Genomic DNA, 20,230 nt, shown 5'->3' on the forward strand with positions numbered 1-20,230 from the left:
ACACCATGAATGACCATCCCCGGCGGGACCGGACAGAATCGCTCGCGGATTTCCGAGATCGGTGCCGCGGGGGCCCTCCGGGCTCAGGGTTCGGTGAAGGCAGGCGGGGCCCGCCAGAGGCGGATGGTCCCATCCAGGCTGGCCGAGGCGAGCGTGCCCGAGTCCGGGGAGAAGGCGACGGCCTTCACGTTCTCCGTGTGGCCGGACAGCGTCGTCTCCAGGAGGCCGGTGGCCACGTCCCAGATCTTGATCGTCCGGTCGCGGCTGGCCGACGCGACGATCCGGCCGTCGGGCGAGAAGGCGACGCACGGGACCGCCCCGCCATGACCTCGGAGTTCGCGGTGGCGGCCCGTGGCGACGTCCCAGATCCAGGCGGACCCGTTGGCCATCCCCACCGCCAGGGACTTGCCATCGGGCGAGAACGAGAGCGGCCCGATCGACTCCGGGACCCCCCGGCCGATCAGGCGTCGCACCCTGGTCCAGCGTTTCGTGTCCCAGAGATCCACCCCGACTTCCCAGTCGCCGACCGCCATCTGCGAACCGTCCGGCGAGAACCCGAGCGACCTGACCATCGGCCCGCCCCGGGGCAGGGCGTGGATCAGCCGGAGGTCGCGAGCGTCGCGAATCTGGACCTCGCCCTCCGATGCGGTGGTCGCCACGATCGACCCGTCGGGCGAATGGGCGACGGTCGTGTAGACCCCCAGCGAGGTCCCCGCCCGGGTCCGCGTGAGCAGGTCGCTCGATGCGGAATCCCGCAGCTCCAGCCTGCCGTCGGCCAGGCCGATGCAGAGGGCCTGCCGACCGCCGGGCGAGAGCGAGATGGGGACGCTGTAGGACGGCTGGGGGACCGCGAGCCGGATTTCCCGGTCCAGCCGGCCGGTGGCGGCGTCCCAGACCCGGATCATCCGATCTCGGCCCGATGAGACGATCTGCTTCCCGCCGGGCATCCAGGCCAGATAATCCAGCCCGCCCCGATGGGCCTGGATCAGGTCCGGGGGCTGGGGGCTGGCCATGTCCCAGAGGACCGTCGTTCCGTCGATCCCGGCCGAGGCCAGCCTCGATCCGTCCTCCGACCAGTCCAGGCAATAGGCGGCGCCGATGTGGCCCATCAGGGTCTCCCGCTTCGCCCCGGTGGCGGCATCCCACACGATTACCGTGCTATCCAGGCTGGTCGAGGCCAGGGTCGTGCCGTCGGGGGAATAGGCCAGGCTCCACGGGGGCAACTCGTGCCCCCGCAGGACTTCCGGTCGGATCTCGGACCGGACCAGGTCCCACAGGCGGATCGTCTGATCCTGGAGGCCGACGGCCAGCGTCTTCCCGTCGGGCGAGAAGGCCAGCGAACGGACCGTGGACCGGGGGCCCGCGAGCCGCCCGCGCAGGCTCCCGGTCGCCGCGTCCTGGAGGACGATGGTCCCGTCCTCTTCCCCCAATGCGACCACCGAGGAGTCGGGCGAGAAATTCGCGGCGTACATCTTCCTGGCCAGGATGGGCAGGCGTTCCGGAGGGGCCTTGCAGGCCGGGTCGTATCGGGTGACCTGGCCGTCCATCGAGATCGCGATCAGCCGGGAGCCGTCGGCGAGGAACCGGAGTCCGCGGGCCAGCGCGGGATTCGGCCCCGGCTCGAATCGGGCCCGGAGCGTCCCGGTCCCCGCGTCCCAGATCGAGAGCGGGCCCCGACCGCCACGCGCCGCGATCAGCGACCCGTCGGGCGAGAAGGCCAGCCCGCACGTGTCGCGGAAGTCGTCCACGGGGAGCTTGAGCCGGACGCGGCCGGTCCGCGCGTCCCGGATCAGCAGGGTCCGGTCCTCGCACAGGGTCGCCAGGGTGTTGCTGTCCCGGGGCGAGAACTCGACGGCCTGGATCGAGCGGGTGGGCCCTTCCAGGGTGCCCACGATCCGGGGCGAGTGGGACCGGGACCACCAGTGCCGCCAGGAGAACCCGCGGAATTCGCGGTTCTCCGGCCCCCGCCGATAGGGATCGAGCAGCTCGATCATCCGGCCGAGGTTGAGCATCTCGTAGGCCTGGGCCGCGAGGTTCATCCGGCTCACGTAGAGCGTCTGCTTGAGCTCGTCCCGGGCGCGGGCCTCGGCGGCGGCCCCCCGGGTGATCCGGATGGCGGCCAGCGTCGACCCCACGGCGATGAAGGCCAGCAGCAGCGCGACGGTCGCCGCGGAGCCGACCAGCAGCGGACGCTTCCTGGCCCAGCGCCCGGCCTTCGCCCATCCCCGGGGCGGCCGGGCCAGGATCGGCTCGCCATCGAGGTGGCGGCGCAGGTCCTCGGCCAGCTCGCCGGCGGTGCCGTAGCGCCGCGACGGCGACTTCTCCAGGCATTTCATGCAGATCGTGCTCAGGTCGCGCGACAGGCCCGGCTGGAGCCGGTCGGGGGGCACCGGCTCGGTCGTTCGGACCAGCTCCAGGGTCCGGATCACGCTCGCCGCCCGGAACGGCGGCCGGCCGATCAGCAGCTCATACAGGATGACGCCCAGGGCGTGGAGGTCGGCCGGCGGCCCGACCGGCTCCCGGCCCGGGTCCGCCTGCTCCGGGGCCATGTAGGCGGGCGACCCGAGCAGCGTCCCGGTCTGGGTGTGCCGCTCGTCGAAATCCAGGAGCTTGGCCAGCCCGAAGTCGCCGATCTTGGGGGTGCCATCGGCGGCGAAGAGGATGTTGTCCGGCTTCAGGTCGCGGTGGACCACGCCCAGCCGGTGGGCCTCGGCGATCCCCCCGGCCAGGCAGCGGACCAGCCGGGCCGCCTCCTCGGCGGGCCAGGGCGTGCCGTCCAGGCGATTGGCCAGCGACCCCCCGGCCATGTACTCCATGACGAGGTAGGGCCGCCCCTGGTGCTCGCCCGCGGTGTGGACCTGGAGCACGTTGGGATGCCGGAGCCGGGCGATCGCCTCGGCCTCCGTGCGGAACCGGCCGAGATCTCCGGCGCCCCCCAGCCGCATCATCTTGATGGCCACCGGGCGGCGGAGCCCGATCTGCTGGGCCAGGTAGACGACCCCGGTCCCCCCCCTCCCGATCGCGGCCTCGATGATGTAGCCGTCCGGGGCGGATGGGAGCGGGCCGTTCCCCTCGGCCGCCGGTGGTCCCCGGTGGTCCCCGATGGTCGTGGTCAGCGGATCCCCGGGGTCGTCGACCGCTTCGAGCAGGCGTTCCAGCGCGAAATGCCGCCGGATCGGCTCGGCCAGGTGCGGGAAGCGGAGGCAGTACGATTCCTGGTCGAACGAATCCCCCCGCTCCTGCCGCAGCGCGACCTCGCAGCCGATCAATTCGAGGGCCACCTCCCCCGCGGGATCCTCCTCGGGGGCCATCCCTTCGAGGTACGACTCGGCGGGATGGCACAGGCCCGCCCGCCAGTCCCGGATCATCGCATCCAGGGCGTCATCCGGCGTCCGGCCGGCCGGCCCGATCGCCCCGGGCGGATCCTCGCCGGGCTCGGGTCGGGAGGTCATTGGATGTCCAGCTCGGCGGCGAGGCGATGGAGCACGCGGGACCATTGCTTCCGGCGTGCCTCGGCGGTCCCCCCCAGGCGGTCGGCGATCTCGGCCCAGGTCAGGCCCTCCCCCCTCAGGTCCGCCATGGCCCGCTCCTCGGGGTCGAGCTTCTCCTGGAAGGTCTCCCACTGCTCGCGGGCGGCCAGGATCCGGCTGGGCGTCATGGCCCGGGCATCGATCAGGTCCGCGACCATCGGCCCGACCCGCCGGACGTCGCGCTTCTGCCGGTACTGGTCCCGGAGCCTGATGCCGAGCTTGTGCCGGGCCATCGCCACCAGGAGGCCGAGGACGCGGTCGGGCCGATCCAGGTCGAATCGGCCGCTCTGGGCCTGGTCGAAGAACTCGGCCAGGACCGACTGGCAGACGTCCACCGATTCGAGCTGCGAGGCGACCGCCGCGCCGCGAAGGCGCAGCCAGATCCGCACCTTGCGGCGGATCTCCGGTTCGAATTCCCGCACGAATTGCTCGGCGGCCTCGGCATCCCCGGCCCGGATGCGTCGGATTTGGTCCGCGGAAAGCCTGAGTGGGGCAGTCGGGCCTTCGGTCATCCTGCTCGACCTCTCGGTACGCCCCACGCGTCCCGGCCGGGACGAAAGCGGGGACGTTAAAGCATCACGGGTTGATTCGAGTTTGCCCGATCGCTCGCCCATGGGCAATCGCAAGGACGGATTTCGCCCCGACGTGGCGTGGGATAACGCGAGCGATCGCCCGCCCCCTCAACAGCCGCCGCCTCACGGGTTCTTCGCCGGGGCGGGCGCGAGGGGCTCGTCGAGCCGGGCGAAGACCTCGGACCAGAGGTGGCGCACGTTGGCCAGCGGTCCGGGCCTGGGCCCTTCCCCCAAAGAGCGGATCGGTCGGGCCCGCCGCCCCAGCCGGAACAGCCCGGAGTCGAACCCATCGGCCGACCGGACGTACCGGCGGACTTTGTCCTCGCCCCGGATGGAGAGCATCGCCCGCGGCTTCCTGGGCGTCAGAACAGCCGCAACTGGCCCGTGGTCGGCAAGGGGGGGCGGAACCGGGACGAGTCCAGCGGGGGCATCCCGCCGTCCAGCCCGAGTTTCCGCGCGTACAGGCGGAACAGGGCCGAGACCTGCCCGGCCATCACCCCCGTCCCGGTCATCCGGGTGGCGAAATCGCTGACGTTGAGCCGGCCGCCCCGGGCCTCCCGGACCCGGCCCAGGACCCGGGCGGCGCGCTCGGGCCGGGCGCGTTCCAGCCACTCCACGAACACCGGGGCCACCGTCAGCGGCAATCGGAGCATCGTGCAGCCCGCGGCGACCGCCCCGGCCTCCCGGGCCGCGCGGAGGATGGCGGGGATCTCCGAATCGGTGAGCCCGGGGATCACCGGCGCGACCAGGACGCCCACCGGCACCCCCGCCTCGGCCAGCCCCCGCACGGCCCGGAGCCGGGCCTCCGGCGTGCTGGTCCGCGGCTCCATCGACCGCGCCAGCTCGGCGTCGAGCGTGGTGATGCTGACATGGACGCCGATCAATCCCTCCCGGGCCATCCCCCGCAGCAGGTCGAGGTCGCGGAGGATCAGGGCGTTCTTGGTGATGATCATCATCGGCTGGCGGGCCTCGGCGGCAACTTCCAGGCAGCCCCGGGTCAGGCGAAACCGACGCTCGCCGGGCTGGTAGCAGTCGGTCACCCCGGACATCGCGATCGGATGCCCCGCCCATCCCTCCCGGCCCAGGAACTCCCGGAACAGCGCCGGGGCCTCGTGCTTGACCATGATCCGGGTCTCGAATTCGAGCCCGGCGTTGAAGCCCAGGTACTCGTGCGTCGGGCGGGCGAAGCAGTAGGAACACCCGTGGGAGCACCCGCGATAGGCGTTGATGCTGTAACGGAAGCCGACGTCGGGGCTGTCGTTCTCGGCGACGATGGACCGCGACCGGTCGGCGAGATACTCCGTGGCCGGGCGACGGAGCCCGTCCAGGAACTCGTCATCGCGTTCGAGCTGCTCGAAGTCGAGTTCGTGATGCGTCCCGCCGAATCGGTTGGGCGGGGCGATCTGCGATCCCCGACCCCTGGCGGTCGGTCGGTCCGGGGTGGGCATCGACGCAGGCTCCGGCGGGCGAATGTGTCCTTTTGTTCAGGATAGCATCCGGGGCCCGGTCGGGGAAGCCGGTGCTCGATTCCCGCGATCCCGGCGGATGCTCATCCGTCGAGGTAGATCGGGGCATCCAGGGCGAGGGCGACGGCGATGGCATCGCTCGGGCGGGCGTCGACCCGGATCAATCGCCCCTTCCGGCGGATGCGGAGCGTCGCGGGATAGGTGTGGTCTCGCGGGTCATCGATGACCACGTCCTGGAGAATCCCGCCCAGCCGTCCGATCAGGGCGGCCAGGAGGTCATGGGTCAGGGGCCTGGATGATGGCCTCCCTCGGGCGAGGCGATCGATGGCGATCGCCTCGAACCGGCCGATCACGATCGGCAACGACCGTTCGCCCCCGGCCTCCTTGAGGAAGATGATCTGCGGCTCGTTGTTGTCGCTGATGATGATCCGCGCGAGTTCCACCCGAATCACGGCGATCCGCTCCTTGTCCATGACGCCCGGCGGGTGCCCTGCCCCGGCGAGGCCCGGGCCGGGGTGGGCTCAGGGGATGATCCGCTCGCGGCGCAGGCGGTTGAACACGTCGAAGAAGGCCGTGGTGCTTTCCTTGAAGTCGTGGAAGCCGAGCGACCGGCCCCGGGACAGGTCGTGGAACGCCTCGAAGCTGCGCGAGAGGTCGGCGTCGGTGTGCCACCAGGGGGCCAGGTCCTCCACCTTGTAGGGCTTCAGGCCGTGCTTCGCGACGATCGAGTCCCAGATCGGGCCGGCGTCCTTCATCTGCTCGACCAAAGGCGTCGGATGCTCCGGGTAGGGGGCCGCCTCCAGTCCGAAGTAGGCCGCGATCCGGGGCCACATCCAGTCCCAGCGGAAGAGGTCGCCGTTGGCGACGTTGAATGCCCGATTGGCCGCCTCCGGGGTGGTCGCCGCCCAGGCGATCTGCCGGGCGAGGATGTCCGCATCGACCACGTCCACGATGCAGCGATAGGTCACGGCCGAGCCCGGGAAGACGAACGGGCGGCCGGTCTCCTTGCAGATCGTCGCGTAGGCCGCGAGCGTCGTCCCCATGTTCATCGCGTTGCCCGGCGCGTAGCCGATGATCGTGGTGGGGCGGTGGACGTTCCAGGAGAACCCCTTCCTCCGGGCGTGCTCGAACAGGATGTCCTCCTGGGTGTAGTAGAAGTTGAGCCCCGGCTTGCGCGGCTGCTCCTCGCGGAACGGGGTCGTCACGTCGTACTGCCCGGCCTCGTCGAACGAGCCGAAGTAGTTCTTGCCGCCGGTCACCAAGGCCACATGGCGGAGATCCCGGCGGTCGTCCAGCGCCGCCAGGAGGTTCTCGATCATCGCCCCGTTGACCCGGCAGTTCTCGGCCTCGGTGGGCTGCCGCAGCCAGGCCGTGAAGAAGACGTGGGTCGGGTCGATGCCGTCCAGTGCCTGCTTCAGCGAGCCGGGGTCGAGCATGTCGGCGGCGACGGGCCGCACCCCGGCGCGGTCCTTCGGGGGCTTGCGGGCGATCCCGTACACGTCCCAGCCCAGAGAGGCAAGGTGGTCGGCCAGGTGGCTGCCGGTGATGCCGCTCACCCCGGCGACGATGGCTTTCGGTTTCATCGGGAATCCCTTGTTCGATGCTTGCGTTGCTGCGACAGGGGAACTTTAGCGCCTTGCCCCCGGACATCAAGTCGTTACGATTCCGGGACATAGTCGCCAGAAGGTGCCCATCAAGCCGATCGAGAAGGCCGCCCGCATCGTCCTTGAAGAGGACTGCGCCCCGCGGCGGATCCTGGAGCTGTTCGGCGTGAAGTGGACCACGATGGTCCTGCACCCGCTCCACCATCACGGCGGGATGTGCCGCACCGGGGAACTGGCCCGGAGCCTTCCTGGATGCTCCGGGAAGTTGCTCACCCGGACCCCGCGGGAGATGGAGGCCGACGGCCTGCTCGACCGCAAGGTCGACGCGGCCGCCCCGCCGAAGGTCGAGTACTCCCTGACCCCCCTGGGACGGCGGTTCGTCGAGCCCCTGGAGATGCTCTACGACTGGGCGAGGCGGAACGATGACGCGGTCCAGGGGGTGAAGAAGCGGAGGCAGAAACGCGACGGCCTGGCCGAGGGGTGACCGGTCGGTGATGACCTCGCGGGGGCGGGCGGGTACGATCGGGCCGACCATGATGCCGAGCCCACGCGACCGGAACTGGGAGGCCCGCCCATGCCCTTCACCGTTGCCCTTCTGATCGCCCTCGCGTCCCGGGACAACCTCGACCTGTTGCGGCAGAAGTCCGCCGTCCTGGCCGAATCGCCGAGCGCCCGCGCCGTGGTCGCCGCGGTGCGTCGGCGAGAAGACGCGGTGATGCGGGAGACGCTGGAGGCCTTCCTCGCTACCAAGGAATGGAGCGAGGTCCTCCAGCACGGCGGACAACTCGCCCTGTTCGGCGACCGGGCGGTGCAAGCCGTCGCCGAGGCCCTCCGCCGCAAGGACCTGGACGAGCGGACCGTCCGCGATTGCTATCAATGGCTGCTCCAGCGTTTCCCCGAACACCGGCTGACCATCAGGATCGCGATCGGCGGCTGCTCCCGGACCGATGTGGCGGGCATCCGGTATGAGTGCGTCTTCTTCCTGGGGCAGCACAGGGTCTACGGTGCCCATCGTGCCCTCCGTCGCGTGCTTGAGGACCACAAGCTCGACGAGATGATCCGCTATACCGCCGCCAAGTCGCTGGCCGAGCTGGGGGAGCCGGACGCCATCCGGACGCTCTATGAGGCCGCCGGCAGCCATTCTTACATGCACCGCTATGTGGCCCACATCGGCTTCCTGGCCATCGCGGGCAAGTCTCCCGACGATTTCGGCGGATATCAGTACGGCGAGGGGACCGCCGTGTCGGGGGGGATCGAGTACCAGATGGCCATCGACGGCATCACCCTCGCGGAGCGGAGGGCCGGCCGCTACCGGGCCCTGGCCGACTTCTGCGCCTGGCTCAAGGCCGAACGGCCCCATCTGTACAAGCACCTGACCGCGGGCGTCTTCTGACGAACCCTTTCGCCTTCTCGACCCGCCGCTGGGGACCCGGGGACGGGTCCGGCGTGTCGCGGACGGGGGTGAAAGGGTAGAATCGGGCGATCGGGCGGGGAGACCGCGCCAACCCCATTCGTGTCGAACTGCCGAGGTATTGCCGTGTCCGACCTCACCCCGAGGGAGATCGTCGCCGAGCTGGACCGCGACATCGTCGGCCAGGCCGAGGCCAAGCGGGCCGTGGCCGTCGCGCTGCGGAACCGCTGGCGTCGCAAGCAACTGCCCGACGACCTCCGCGCCCAGGTGATGCCCAAGAACATCCTGCTGATCGGCCCAACCGGCGTGGGCAAGACCGAGATCGCCCGACGGCTGGCGAAGCTGGTCGGCGCCCCGTTCGTCAAGGTCGAGGCCACCAAGTACACCGAGGTCGGCTACTACGGCCGCGACGTCGAGAGTCTGGTCCGCGACCTCGTCGAGGCGGCCATCGCGCTGGTCAAGGCCGGCGAGCGCGACCGCGTGGCCGGCGCGGCCCGCGAGCGGGCGACGGCCCGGCTGCTCGACCTCCTGATCCCGCCCATCCCGGCGCCCGGCGCGTCCTGGGCCGACGGCCCGACTCCGGGCGGCGCGGACGAGGCGGCGGAGCGTCGCGCCCGGTCCCGCGAGAAGATGAAGGCCCGGCTCGAAGCCGGCGAGCTGGAAGACCGCGAGGTCGAGATCAGCATCCCCGGCCGCGCCGCCCCGCCCGTCTCGATCCTCGGGGCGGGGAACATGGAACAGATGGAGATGGACCTCCAGGGCATGTTCGAGAAGATCATGCCCAAGCCGGCCCGGGCCCGGACCATGACCGTCGCCCAGGCCCGGCCGATCCTGGAGGCGCAGGAGGCCGAGGCCCTGCTCGACCCGGAGAAGATCAACGCCTCGGCCGTGGCCCTGGCCGAGGAGTCCGGGATCATCTTCCTGGACGAGATCGACAAGATCGCCGGGGGCGAGGACGGGGGCGGCGGCCGGGGCCCCGACGTGTCGCGCCAGGGGGTCCAGCGCGACCTCCTGCCGATCGTCGAGGGGACCACCGTCACCACCAAGTACGGCCCGGTCCGCACCGACCACGTCCTGTTCGTCGCCGCCGGGGCGTTCCACCGCGCCAGGCCGTCGGACCTGATGCCCGAACTCCAGGGCCGGTTCCCAATCCGCGTCGAGCTGAACGACCTGGAGCGCGACGACTTCGCCCGCATCCTCCGCGAGCCCCGCGCCTCGCTGCTCCGGCAGTACCAGGCCCTCCTGGCGACCGAGGGGCTCGACGTCGCCTTCGCCGACGACGCCGTGGACGCCATGGCCGACCTCGCCTACCAGGTCAACCGCTCGACCCAGAACATCGGCGCCCGGCGGCTCCACACGATCCTGGAGCGGGTCGTCGAGGAGATCAGCTTCGACGCCCCCGACCGCGAGGACAAGGCGATCACGATCGACGCCGCCTACGTCCGCCGGAGGCTCGATGCCCTGGCGAAGGACGAGGACCTCAGCCGCTTCATCCTCTGATCCCGGACCCGCCCTTCATGGCCGACGAATCGCAGACCTTGCCGTTCCTGAACATCTTCGAGGTGGCCGACCCGGACGGGACGGCCCACCACATCGTCGCCTTCGTCGAGCCGGTCCGCGCCGGCTCGGAAGGGATCCCGACCCGGTCGGTGGCCGGGGACTTCACCCCGGGGCCGGGCGGGGCGTTCGACGCCGCGACGTTCCGGCCCAACCCCGCCTTCATCGAGGCGTTCACCGCCTACATGAACGAGGAGGCGGGCCGTTCGCCGGCCCTGATCGAGCAGGCCCGGGGCCTGGAATCCGGCTGGCTCTACGTCCTCGATCCCCGCGCCGACGTCGGCCCCGACGAGGATCTGCCCTCCGGCGAACTCCTCGGGGCGTTCGCCGTGGATGATTCCGGCCAGATCGCGCCGCGGTCGTTCCAGTACAATCGCGAACATCTCCTTTTCCATCCAGAATCCGGGCCATCCGGGCTGTTTCGCGAGCGCAGGTTCTACGACTGGCTGCACGCTCCGGCCGCCGGCGAATAATTTCGGCCCACTGCCCTTGTCTCATCCCCGATACATTCGATACGATCTCACGCGTCGCCGGCCTTCTGTCCGAATTCTCGGACATCCTCTCCCACCATGACCGCGACGCCGGCCCTCGCCATCCCGCCACATCTCTCCCCGTCGAGTCGCCTCCCATGAACGATGACCGTTCACGCCCTGGCCGCGGTTTCACCCTGATCGAGTTGCTGGTCGTCATCGCGATCATCGCGGTGCTGATCGCCCTGCTGTTGCCGGCCGTCCAGGCGGCGCGCGAGGCCGCCCGGCGGTCGCAATGCACCAATAACATGAAGCAGCTCGGCCTGGCCATGCACAACTATTCGTCCACCCACATGGCATTCCCGATGGGGGGGACGTACTTCCCGGTCAACGGGACGTGCAACATGACCTACCAGCACACCGTGTTCACCATGGTCCTCGGGTACATGGAACAGGGGAACATCTACAACAGCATCAACTTCGCGTTCCTCGCCGGCATGGGCGGCACCGACACCCAGCTAGGCATCCAGCCGGGCCGGGTCCAGTACACGGCCTTCGGCACGACGATCAACTCGTTCGTCTGCCCGTCCGACGGCAAGCAGACCCCGCTCTCCCTGGCCAGCTCGCAGAATGCCTACACCCAGTGTTCCTATGCCGGCTCGGTGGGCACCTGGGACACCGTCCGGAAGACCGCCGGCTCGTGCCAGCCGGAGACCCCCAACGGTGCCTTCGGCCTGAACATCTCCTACCGCGAAGGAGACTTCACCGACGGCTTGAGCCAGACCTTGCTCCTCGGCGAGCTGGCGCGATTCCGGAACCATCCCCTCACCTGGCAGAACACCTGGAGCCGGCTCGGCGGCTATGAATTCGATTACACGACCCCGGCCGGGGCGAGCGGGTCGTCGTTCACCTACCAGGGGCTCGTCACGGCGGTCCCACGGATCAACGCCAGCATGCGCCTGCCCCACGTGGTGACGCCGACGACCAAGATGTCGTGGCTGACCGACGCCCGCGTCCTCGAGCAAGGCCAGATCGGATTCCGGAGCCAGCACCCCGGCGGGGCGAATTTCCTCTTCGGCGACGGCTCGGTCCGTTTCCTCAAGTCCACGATCAACACGGACACGTATCGCGCCCTGGCCACCCGAGACGGCCAGGAAGTGGTGAGCGCCGATTCCTATTGATGGGACGCCCCCATCGCTTGCGGCCGCCGATCCCCGGGGTCGGCGGGCTTTCTCCGGGAGATCAGTGATGCGCGTTCGTGTTCTCATGCTCGCCCTGGCCGGATCGTGGTTCGCGGGGTGCGACTCCAATCCCGATGCCCCCACCGCACCCGAGGGGGTCATCATCTCCTCCTCGGAGACCGGCGAACGAGGCGACGGGGAGGGCAAATCCGCCCGCCCAGCGAAGGCCCGCGTGACGCCCCAACAATAGCGGGCGACCCGGAGTCGACGGAGGTCCGACCTCGACGTCCCCGGGCTCATCGCCGCCGATCTCGCCCGAATCCCCGCCCTTCGGCCCAGACACCCGGGGGCATGCGTGGCCGCCTTCCGGCCCCTTCGCGCCATGCCCCGGGATTTCCGGCCTCCCCTCATCTCACCGCCCTCTCCCGCGACGGCTTTTTCCCCTCCCCATCGTCCCGGTCAGGTACGGACTCATCTCATGCCCACCATCCGCCATTCCGAGCGTCGGGCCTTCACGCTGATCGAGCTGCTGGTCGTCATCGCGATCATCGCGGTGCTGATCGCCCTGCTGTTGCCGGCCGTCCAGGCGGCGCGCGAGGCCGCCCGCCGCATGCAGTGCGGCAACAACCTCAAGCAGATCGCGCTGGCCGTGGCCAACTACGAGAGCACCAACGGCTGCATCCCCCCCACCAGCAATCCCGGCGCGAACGCGTCGGCCTACCGCAACAACTGGTCGATGAAGCTGCGGATCCTCCCCTACCTGGAGCAGGCCAACCTGTTCAACGCCCTGAACCAGGGGGCCTACGTCGGCTCCACGCTCGCCCTCCAGAAGGCCTGGTCCTACACCGTGGTCACGACCAAGGTGTCCACCTTCCTCTGCCCGTCCGACCCCAACGAGCCGACCAACACCACCGGCGCCACGATCACCACCGGGGCGGTGACCGGCGTGGTCGCCTCGGGCAACTATCCCAACAACATCGGGACGTTCATCGGAAACAACGGCGGGAGCATCGACGGCCCGGCCTCGATCTACTCGGACGGATCGACCTCCTACGGCGGGACGATCCGCCTGGCCGACGTGACCGACGGCACCACCAACACGGTGATGTGGAGCGAGTGGGTCAAGGGGAACATGACCGCCAACCCCGGCCTCGGCCAGGTCTATTCGCTGAATTCCACGGTCGCCCCCACCCCGAGCACCCGGAGCACCCCCCGGGACCTCGACGCGATCAGCGCCGAGTGCCAGGCATCCACGACTCCCTACTCGTTCTATTCGGACACGGCGGTCGGGCAGAAGGGGCGGTTCTGGACCACCAACTACTGCGGCGAGGGGGGCGGCTACTCCCATATCAACACGCCCAACCAGCGGGCCTGCGTGTGGGCCAACGAGGCCGGCGCGCCGCTGACCTGGTCCACCGTGATCGGCGCCAGCTCCAACCACCCCGGCGGGGTGAACGTGGCGATGCTCGACGGCTCGGTCCGGTTCGTCAAGAGCACCGTCAGCAAGGCCACCTGGCGGGCCCTGGCCACCAGGGCCGGCGGCGAGGTCATCAGCGCCGACAGCTTCTGACCGGACCGGATCCTGGCCCACCCCATGCCGCCCCGGGATTGCTCCCGGGCGCGGCGTCCCCTTTTCCCTCCCTCGACGACTGAGGATTCGGCCCGTGCCCTTCGCCCCACTCGCCCTCCTGCTCGCCCCCGCCCTGCTCGGCCAGGCCCCGGACGCCGCCCCGAAGTTCATCGACGTCGTGTCCGCCCACTTCGCCGCCTGGGACGGCGACGGCGACGGCACCCTGTCGACGGCCGAACTCGACGCCGCCGTGGCCGACCCCAAAAACACCGGTGACGCCGCCGCGGCCGTCTCCGCGCTCGACCGCGCCGATCGCAACCGCAAGCGGGTCCCCCTGCCCGACCTGACCCTCTCCGCCATCCGCGAGCTGGCCGAGGCGAAGCCGTCGAGCAAGACGCCCGCACTGGACCGGATGTATCGCGAGGGCCGGACCCGGATCGGCAAGATCAAGGATCGCGCCCTGTTCGCGTCCGACCTCCCCCGCCTGGACACGATCCACCAGGGGAAGCTGGGCAACTGCTTCTGCCTGGCCCCGATCGGGGCGATGGTCCACCGCGACCCGAAGCAGGTGGCCGGCCTGTTCGCGCTCCAGGACGACGGGACGTACCGGGTCACCCTCGGCCACCGCACGGTCACGGTCCCCCTGCCCACCGACGCCGAACTGGCCATGACCGCCTCCAACGACCAGGACGGCATCTGGGTCAACCTGTACGAGAAGGCCGTGGGCGAGGCCCTCCGCCGCGAAGGCCGGCCCGGCTCGATGGTCGATGCCCTGTCGCGCGGCGGGTCGGCCGGGACGATGCTCAGCTTCATCACCGGCCACGCGATCCGCCGGTTCGGCTGCAAGCAGGCCACCGACCCCAAGCTCTCCGACGAGGAACGCGCCGCGAAGCTCGACGAACTCCGCCGCGAACTGGTCGAGGCCGGCAAGGACCACCGCCTGGTCACCATCGGCACGACCAGGCCCACGACCCCCGGGCTCACGCCGAACCACGCCTACGCGGTCCTCGCCTACGACCGCGACGCCGACATCGTGAGGGTCTGGAACCCCCACGGCTCGTCGTTCACCCCCAAGGGCACCCCCGGCCCCGAGCACGGCTACACCCGCGTCGACGGCGTCTTCTCGATCCCCCTCACCGAACTCGTCCGCCAGTTCAGCGGCCTGGCCTTCGAGACCGACCGGCCGGATACCCCCTGACCGCCGAGCCCCCCGGGCGACGATGCCCGGGATGCCGACCCTCGCGGCCTGCGTGACGCTTCGGATCGGGGAAGCGAGTCGACGGGCCGCCGGCGTCGTCCGCGCCGGATCGTCTCGCATCCGAGGATCGTGTCGGGGCGGGTCCTTCGGCGACGGGGCTTCGCCGAGCGGGCGCCAGATTCAGGGTCGCATCGACGCGAGATGGCGTTCGATCGCCGTGACGATGTGACCCACCTCCGACTCCTGGAAGGGCAGGAGGACCGGAACCTCATCGTCCCCGAAGCACTCGATGATGCCATGATGCAGCCGTCGGCTGGACTCCGCACCGAAGGCCCTGTCCAGATCGGCGACCCGGACCGCGATGTAGCCGCCCCCGCCCCCGTCAAGGATGAGGCCTCGGACGCCGCGGATCAGATCCCAGGGGATCGTCAGCCTCTGCCTGGGACTATGCAACGCGTTGAAATCCAAACTCAGGTAGACCGGCCGGAAGATCAGCTCTTTCGCCCCGATGTAGGCGAGGACCGCGCCGATGGCCGCGATGTACCACCCATTGATCCGCATCGGCACGTCCCGGAGGGCGACCTCATAGTACGGATAGATGATGAATTCCAGGGCGCTGCCCAGCACGAATGCCGGAAATCCCAGGGCGAACAGGGCGAGGGCATGTTTCCCGGGAATCCGGACCTCGCTCGGGATCTCGTAGTCATGATCTGCGGAGCCGGACGACGAGTGCATGGATTCTTCCGGGAGAGTTTGTTTTCCCGGAGCATAATCTCACGTCCCGCCAGCGACAAGAGCCGGACGCCTGCGCCCGGCCGGTCGGCCGTGGTCGGAGGGTCAACCTCGGGCACCCGCCCTGGATCCCGCTGCGTTTCGGAATCCGATCGCATCCCCCCATCCGATGTTGACGGCGGAGCCCGGCACCCGGCCGCGTCGGTGAAGTCCGAGGAGGGGCACATGGACGCCGCCGTCGGCGAACTGGTAGGCTCTGTCCTGTGCGTCACCATCGGGTCATCCTCGCCGGGAACCCGGTGGGTCGGGGTGGTTCGATGGGCTCCGGACGCGGGGCGACGACGATCTCTCCCCCGGGTCGACCGGTTGGCGACGCTGTGAATCGATTGATCCGGCCTGGTGTCCAAGATGATTTTGTTCGATCTCCGCGCCGGCGATGGTGATGCTGACTTCATCGCGGCCGTGAACAGCAGCCTGGATCGCGTGCCGGGCAACCCCTACTTGGCCCGATTCGGTCCTGTGTGCAGCCCCCAGTGGTGGGACTGCCTCGACCGGGGGGAGATCCCCGTCGTCGAGATGGTCGGCGTCGTGACGCACGCCGGCCCGCGCCTCGACGACTTCGACGAGGACGAAGACGTGGTCGAGATCGACTGCGATGGGACCGCCATCGCCTTCGATCGCCTCGGCCGCTGGGCCGCCCACCCGGTCCGCGTCAAGGACCGGGTCCAGATCAAGCGCACCGAGGTCGAGATCCGGACCCCCACCGGGTCGAGCCGGTTCCTGATCGACCTCGCGGCCGAGTGGTTCCCTTCCGGCGGCGGGCGTCCCCGCTGAGCTTCGGCGGGGAGCGACCCTTCCATTCGCCTCCTCCCGAGGCTCGACAAGCCGCCGGGCCGAACCTCGGCCTCTCGACCGCTGTCCGCTGCTTGCGTGACGCAACGCGGAGGAGGTCGAGAAAATGCCCTACGAGCAGACAGAACGGCACATCCGCGACTCCCTCTGCTCGATCTTCGCCCGCGTCGACGCGTGGTTTGACCGAGACGCCGATTTGCGTGCCTTTCGGCCGGCGTCGGGCGGCTGGTCGATCGATCAGGTGCTGGAACACGTCGCCCTGACCAATCGCTCCCTGCTACTGACCTTGCGCAAGCACGTCGCGATCGCCGAGCGGCGGGCCCGTCGGGGCGCATCGCCGCCCGGCGTCGAGAGCGACCTGTCCCGCCTGGAGATCATCGGCGAACGGGGCAGCTTCGCCTGGCCCCGGCCCGAGCACTTGGAGCCGACCGGCGTGGCCTCCTCCGACGATGTCAGGGCCACGCTGCACGCCCAGCTCGGCGAGTGCCTGATCCTCCTGGAACGCATGGGCGGGGGCGTCGGGACGCACTGTCGGATCACCATGTCGTCGGCCGACCTCGGCAAGATCGACCTCTACCAGTTGGCCTACTTCCTCGCCCAGCACGCCCGGAGGCACCTGCACCAGATGTCGGCCATCGAGGCCGAAGGCATGGCCGATCGCACCGTCTCGACCTGACTCGCTCTTGGCATCGACCACGCCCGGGCGAGGTTCAGGACTCGATGGGCAACGGTAGGCCCTGCGACCGCAGGAACGAGAGCTTTTCCCAGTCGCCGCGCTGGATGACGATGACCCCATCCCGGACCTGAAAGAAGCCGCAACCTCTCAGCCCGAGCGGGTCACGCTATTCCAGGATGGCCCACTTACCGTCTTCGAACAGGTTCTCCACCGGGCAGACCATCTTGGCCGAGGCGAAACCAGCCGCGAACATCGCGCGGATCGCGGCCCGGCCCTGCACCGGCGATTCGGCGACCTGATGATTCGTCGCGTCCTCCGCGTAGAAGGGCGGCGATCGCACCGACGTCGGCCCCGTTGAAGGCCTCGACCCAGGCCCGGACGATTTCTCGTGGTGACATGATCGTTCCCTGAAATGGAGGGCATGGATGTTCGCGTGTTACGATGAGCCGTCGCTCCGCCCGATCAGGTAACCGTAGGCTTCATACGGCACCCTCGCGATCTCATCCGAAGCGAACCACGCCACGATCCGATCATGCGAGGGGCATGGAGGTTCCCAATACGGGTTGCTCAGCTTGCCATGCGGCAATGTGTCGGCATTCTCCTCGAAGATCGCCAGGATCGCCTCGGGGCATTTCGCGATCCGTTCCAGATAGGGACCGACCTCGAAATTCATCTTGGCGATGGCGCATAACCAGCCGTCGAGCCGGTAAGCCTCCTCCGTCGGGATCCACGCATCGACGATCGCATCCAGGAATTCGGCCAGCCCGCGACGTTGACGCTCGTCCCACCGCCCCGGTTCGGCGTCCCGGATCGCCCGCCCCGTGACCTCGATGCTGGGCCACCAGCCGGCATCGGTCGCGGTGATCTCCAGGATCCTGGGCAGGAAGTAGAGGTAGTCGGCCACGCTCCCGATGGTCAGGAAAGCCGAGAACGCGTAGGAGCAGAGTTCGTCCGGGTTCAACGTCCGCGGGTCGCCCCGAAGGAGAACGTCGACGTTCTTTCGATCGATGCAGCACGGACAGCCTTCGATCCGACCCGGCCTGGGCACGCCGGAGAACGCCGCATACAGGGCATCGATCGCTTCACGGAGGTCGGCCATCGCGATGACTCCTCGGCCCGCTATCCCGGCCCCGGTCCGACCAATCGAACCCAACGACCCAGAGGGGAACGCGAAGTATCAGGCTCGCGCCCTCTTCAATCTTTCGCCGACTCCCCGGCGAGCCAGCCGGTGCTCCAGGCGGCCTGGAAGTTGTAACCGCCAATGAGTCCGTCGAGGTCGAGGACCTCGCCGGCGAAGTGGAGGCCGGGCTGGCGGAGGCTCTGGAGGGTCCTGGGGTCGACCTCGTCGAGGGCGACGCCGCCGCTGGTGACCTCGGCCTTGGCGAAGCCCAGGGTGCCGGCCACCGGGAGCCGCAGCCCCTTGATGCCGGCGACCAGCCGCTTCCGCTCGTCGCGCGACAGGTCGGGGCCGACGCGGTGGGGCGGGATGCCCGCCGCGACCATCACCGCCTCGGCCAGCCGGCGCGGCAGGGCCTCGGGGATCAGGCCGGAGACGAGCCGTTTGCCAGTGCGGCCGGCCGTCTGGAAATAGCGGTCGATCTCCTCGGCCTTCTGGTCGGGGACGAAGTCGATCGCCAGGTCCAGCCTGTCCCCGGCCTCGCGGCGGGCCACGGCGCGGCTCACATCCAGGATCGCCGGGCCGGTCAGGCCGAAGTGGGCGAACAGCAGCGCCTCGCGGCGTTCCAGAAGCGCCGGGCCGGACTCCGCCCGGATGCTCGCCGTCACGTCGGGCATGGTCAGCCCCTTCAGGCCGGGCACCCACTCGGCCTCGACCCGGAGCGGCACCAGCGCCGGGCGGGGCTCGACGATCGTGTGGCCGAACCCCCGGGCGATCGCGTAGCCGTCGCCGGAGGTCCCGCAGCCCGGGTACGACTGCCCGCCCACGGCGATGATGACCCGTCGGGCGAACTCCACGCCGTCGCCGACCCGGACCTCGAAGCCGCCCCCTTCGACGGCCCGGATCTCGGTGGCCGGGCACAGGGTGCGCAGCTCGGCGTCGGTCCGCGAGAGCCGGCGGACCAGGGCGTCGACCACGTCGGACGCCTTGTCCGAGGCCGGGAAGATCTTGCCGTTCCCCTCGATCTTGGTGCGGACCCCCTCGTCCTCGAACAGGGCCACCGACGGCTCGACGGGCAGGGCCTTGAGGCTCGGGCCGAGGAACTTCCCCCCGGCGCCGAAGGCGTCCTGGATGCTCCGCGACCCCTTGGCCTGGCGGGGGTCGTAGGCCGGGTCGATCGGCCCGGTCACGACGCCGAGATTGCGGAGGCCCCGGGCATTCGAGAGGTTGCAACGGGTGCCGCCGGACATCAAGATCTTCACGCCGGGGCGCCGATTCTTCTCCAGCAGGAGGACCGAGCGGCCCAGCTCCGCCGCGCGGATCGCGGCGCACAGGCCGGCGGCCCCGGCGCCCAGGATGATCACGTCGCGGGCGCGGGATTCGCGGTCAGTCACGGGATGGCCCCCCGGATCGGACGGGGGACGGATGAGTTTCGGCCGATGGGAGAATGATGTGAGCGACGCCCAGGACAAGACAGCCGGGCCGATCCTGGTCTCGGATTTCGACGGGACCATCACCCGCCGCGACTTCTTCGACCTGGTCCGGACCGGGCTGCTGCCCGCCGGATCGCCCGACCACTGGGGCGACTATCAGGCCGGGCGGATCACCCATTTCGACGCCCTCAAGAACATCTTCGCCGAGGCGGCGGTCGGCGAGGCCAGGCTGATCGAGACCGCCGACAAGATGCAGCCCGACCCCGACCTCGCCGACGAGGTCGCCGCCCTCGCCGAAGCGGGCTGGCGGGTGATCGTCGCCTCGGCCGGGTGCGACTGGTATATCCGCCGCCACCTGAAGGCGGCCGGCGTCGACGAGGTGATCCAACTCCACGCCAACCCGGGGCGGGTGGAAGGCGACCGCCTGGTCATGGAACGCCCGCCGGCCGGGGCGCCGTTCTACTCGCACGAGGTCGGCGTGGACAAGGTCGGCATCGTCCGGGCCGCACTGGCCGGCGGGGGCACCGTGGCGTTCTCGGGCGACGGGATGCCCGACCTGCCCCCGGCATTGCTGGTCCCGGCCCAGTGGCGGTTCGCCCGCGGGACGCTGGCCGAGGAACTCCGCAAGCGCGGCGAGGGCTTCCGCCCGTTCGAACGCTGGTCCGAGGTCGCCCGGGCGTTGCGCGGCTAAATCCCCCGGGGAAGAGCCCCCGAACGTCCCCAATCCTTCCGAGGGTGGCTGTGGTTGGCTTGCCAACCACGGCGCCCGCGAGTTTGCTACGCATCGATGGCCCGGGTCGCCTCGCTGCGCATCCGGGTCACATCGACGGTTTCGATCACGGTTCGTTCGTACGAGATCGG

The 20,230-nt window shown here is 69.9% G+C and carries 19 protein-coding genes and 1 pseudogene; 10 read left to right on the forward strand and 10 right to left on the reverse strand.

What is annotated here, in order from left to right; genetic code table 11:
• Nucleotides 1–83 precede the first annotated feature (83 nt).
• From TA3x_RS03060 to TA3x_RS03085, 6 genes are all read right to left on the reverse strand, one after another.
• Entirely contained in the window at nt 84–3,452 is a 3,369-nt protein-coding gene (locus tag TA3x_RS03060; RefSeq protein WP_435018630.1) for a protein kinase domain-containing protein, read from the reverse strand.
• Complete coding sequence (locus tag TA3x_RS03065; RefSeq protein WP_435018631.1) at nt 3,449–4,144, reverse strand: RNA polymerase sigma factor; 696 nt, start codon at nt 4,142–4,144, stop codon at nt 3,449–3,451. The genes TA3x_RS03060 and TA3x_RS03065 overlap by 4 nt, the downstream gene beginning before the upstream one ends.
• Nucleotides 4,145–4,225: 81 nt before the next feature.
• Nucleotides 4,226–4,444, reverse strand: coding sequence for a hypothetical protein (locus TA3x_RS03070; RefSeq protein WP_435018632.1), 219 nt, complete (start codon nt 4,442–4,444; stop codon nt 4,226–4,228).
• A 20-nt stretch (nt 4,445–4,464) separates the two neighbouring features.
• Nucleotides 4,465–5,550, reverse strand: coding sequence for a PA0069 family radical SAM protein (locus TA3x_RS03075; RefSeq protein ID WP_435018633.1), 1,086 nt, complete (start codon nt 5,548–5,550; stop codon nt 4,465–4,467).
• Between the two features lie 101 nt (nt 5,551–5,651).
• Complete coding sequence (locus TA3x_RS03080; protein WP_435018634.1) at nt 5,652–6,020, reverse strand: bifunctional nuclease family protein; 369 nt, start codon at nt 6,018–6,020, stop codon at nt 5,652–5,654.
• A 69-nt stretch (nt 6,021–6,089) separates the two neighbouring features.
• Nucleotides 6,090–7,151: an SDR family oxidoreductase gene (locus TA3x_RS03085; protein ID WP_435018635.1), complete on the reverse strand. Its 1,062-nt coding sequence runs from the start codon at nt 7,149–7,151 to the stop codon at nt 6,090–6,092.
• Nucleotides 7,152–7,254: 103 nt separating this feature from the next.
• On the opposite strand from TA3x_RS03085, the gene TA3x_RS03090 reads away from it, so the two are divergent.
• From TA3x_RS03090 to TA3x_RS03120, 7 genes are all read left to right on the forward strand, one after another.
• Nucleotides 7,255–7,656 carry a winged helix-turn-helix transcriptional regulator gene (locus tag TA3x_RS03090; protein ID WP_435018636.1) on the forward strand — a complete coding sequence of 134 codons (402 nt, stop codon included), beginning with the start codon at nt 7,255–7,257 and terminating at the stop codon, nt 7,654–7,656.
• A 90-nt stretch (nt 7,657–7,746) separates the two neighbouring features.
• On the forward strand, nt 7,747–8,565 hold the full coding sequence (locus TA3x_RS03095) for a HEAT repeat domain-containing protein (protein ID WP_435018637.1): 819 nt from the start codon (nt 7,747–7,749) through the stop codon (nt 8,563–8,565).
• 144 nt (nt 8,566–8,709) lie between these two features.
• A complete protein-coding gene (hslU, locus tag TA3x_RS03100; protein WP_435018638.1) occupies nt 8,710–10,083 on the forward strand; it encodes an ATP-dependent protease ATPase subunit HslU in 1,374 nt (457 codons plus the stop codon).
• A 17-nt stretch (nt 10,084–10,100) separates the two neighbouring features.
• On the forward strand, nt 10,101–10,613 hold the full coding sequence (locus tag TA3x_RS03105; protein WP_435018639.1) for a hypothetical protein: 513 nt from the start codon (nt 10,101–10,103) through the stop codon (nt 10,611–10,613).
• Between the two features lie 155 nt (nt 10,614–10,768).
• Entirely contained in the window at nt 10,769–11,791 is a 1,023-nt protein-coding gene (locus tag TA3x_RS03110) for a DUF1559 domain-containing protein (RefSeq protein ID WP_435018640.1), read from the forward strand.
• A gap of 478 nt (nt 11,792–12,269) precedes the next feature.
• Complete coding sequence (locus TA3x_RS03115; protein ID WP_435018641.1) at nt 12,270–13,361, forward strand: DUF1559 domain-containing protein; 1,092 nt, start codon at nt 12,270–12,272, stop codon at nt 13,359–13,361.
• Nucleotides 13,362–13,455: 94 nt separating this feature from the next.
• Nucleotides 13,456–14,559 carry a C2 family cysteine protease gene (locus TA3x_RS03120; protein WP_435018642.1) on the forward strand — a complete coding sequence of 368 codons (1,104 nt, stop codon included), beginning with the start codon at nt 13,456–13,458 and terminating at the stop codon, nt 14,557–14,559.
• A gap of 180 nt (nt 14,560–14,739) precedes the next feature.
• Here TA3x_RS03120 and TA3x_RS03125 read toward each other — a convergent pair whose 3' ends face one another.
• Nucleotides 14,740–15,294, reverse strand: a complete 555-nt coding sequence (locus tag TA3x_RS03125; protein ID WP_435018643.1) for a hypothetical protein — start codon at nt 15,292–15,294, stop codon at nt 14,740–14,742.
• 405 nt (nt 15,295–15,699) lie between these two features.
• Between TA3x_RS03125 and TA3x_RS03130 the strand changes: the two genes are divergently transcribed.
• Together TA3x_RS03130 and TA3x_RS03135 are read left to right on the forward strand one after the other, a co-directional pair.
• Nucleotides 15,700–16,125, forward strand: coding sequence for a hypothetical protein (locus TA3x_RS03130; RefSeq protein ID WP_435018644.1), 426 nt, complete (start codon nt 15,700–15,702; stop codon nt 16,123–16,125).
• A gap of 124 nt (nt 16,126–16,249) precedes the next feature.
• Nucleotides 16,250–16,819: a DinB family protein gene (locus tag TA3x_RS03135; RefSeq protein WP_435018645.1), complete on the forward strand. Its 570-nt coding sequence runs from the start codon at nt 16,250–16,252 to the stop codon at nt 16,817–16,819.
• Between the two features lie 34 nt (nt 16,820–16,853).
• Here TA3x_RS03135 and TA3x_RS03140 read toward each other — a convergent pair.
• The 3 genes and pseudogenes from TA3x_RS03140 to TA3x_RS03150 all read right to left on the reverse strand — a co-directional run bounded on the left by TA3x_RS03140 (nt 16,854) and on the right by TA3x_RS03150 (nt 19,330).
• Nucleotides 16,854–17,217 (reverse strand): annotated as a pseudogene (locus tag TA3x_RS03140) (nuclear transport factor 2 family protein).
• A 38-nt stretch (nt 17,218–17,255) separates the two neighbouring features.
• Nucleotides 17,256–17,918, reverse strand: coding sequence for a hypothetical protein (locus TA3x_RS03145; protein ID WP_435018646.1), 663 nt, complete (start codon nt 17,916–17,918; stop codon nt 17,256–17,258).
• Nucleotides 17,919–18,013: 95 nt separating this feature from the next.
• A complete protein-coding gene (locus TA3x_RS03150) occupies nt 18,014–19,330 on the reverse strand; it encodes an NAD(P)/FAD-dependent oxidoreductase (protein ID WP_435018647.1) in 1,317 nt (438 codons plus the stop codon).
• 58 nt (nt 19,331–19,388) lie between these two features.
• Between TA3x_RS03150 and TA3x_RS03155 the strand changes: the two genes are divergently transcribed.
• Nucleotides 19,389–20,060 (forward strand): HAD-IB family phosphatase, encoded by a 672-nt coding sequence (locus TA3x_RS03155; RefSeq protein WP_435018648.1) that lies wholly within the window; start codon nt 19,389–19,391, stop codon nt 20,058–20,060.
• The last annotated feature ends 170 nt before the right edge of the window (nt 20,061–20,230 follow it).

Source organism: Tundrisphaera macrotermitis (assembly GCF_051175315.1).
Lineage (GTDB): Bacteria > Planctomycetota > Planctomycetia > Isosphaerales > Isosphaeraceae > Tundrisphaera.

Coding starts and splice junctions, on each gene's coding strand:
- TA3x_RS03060 (WP_435018630.1), bottom strand. CDS start 3,452: ATGACCTCCCGACCCGAGCCCGGCGAGGATCCGCCCGGGGCGATCGGG.
- TA3x_RS03065 (WP_435018631.1), bottom strand. CDS start 4,144: ATGGGCGAGCGATCGGGCAAACTCGAATCAACCCGTGATGCTTTAACG.
- TA3x_RS03070 (WP_435018632.1), bottom strand. CDS start 4,444: ATGCTCTCCATCCGGGGCGAGGACAAAGTCCGCCGGTACGTCCGGTCG.
- TA3x_RS03075 (WP_435018633.1), bottom strand. CDS start 5,550: ATGCCCACCCCGGACCGACCGACCGCCAGGGGTCGGGGATCGCAGATC.
- TA3x_RS03085 (WP_435018635.1), bottom strand. CDS start 7,151: ATGAAACCGAAAGCCATCGTCGCCGGGGTGAGCGGCATCACCGGCAGC.
- TA3x_RS03095 (WP_435018637.1), top strand. CDS start 7,747: ATGCCCTTCACCGTTGCCCTTCTGATCGCCCTCGCGTCCCGGGACAAC.
- TA3x_RS03105 (WP_435018639.1), top strand. CDS start 10,101: ATGGCCGACGAATCGCAGACCTTGCCGTTCCTGAACATCTTCGAGGTG.
- TA3x_RS03110 (WP_435018640.1), top strand. CDS start 10,769: ATGAACGATGACCGTTCACGCCCTGGCCGCGGTTTCACCCTGATCGAG.
- TA3x_RS03115 (WP_435018641.1), top strand. CDS start 12,270: ATGCCCACCATCCGCCATTCCGAGCGTCGGGCCTTCACGCTGATCGAG.
- TA3x_RS03125 (WP_435018643.1), bottom strand. CDS start 15,294: ATGCACTCGTCGTCCGGCTCCGCAGATCATGACTACGAGATCCCGAGC.
- TA3x_RS03130 (WP_435018644.1), top strand. CDS start 15,700: ATGATTTTGTTCGATCTCCGCGCCGGCGATGGTGATGCTGACTTCATC.
- TA3x_RS03135 (WP_435018645.1), top strand. CDS start 16,250: ATGCCCTACGAGCAGACAGAACGGCACATCCGCGACTCCCTCTGCTCG.
- TA3x_RS03145 (WP_435018646.1), bottom strand. CDS start 17,918: ATGGCCGACCTCCGTGAAGCGATCGATGCCCTGTATGCGGCGTTCTCC.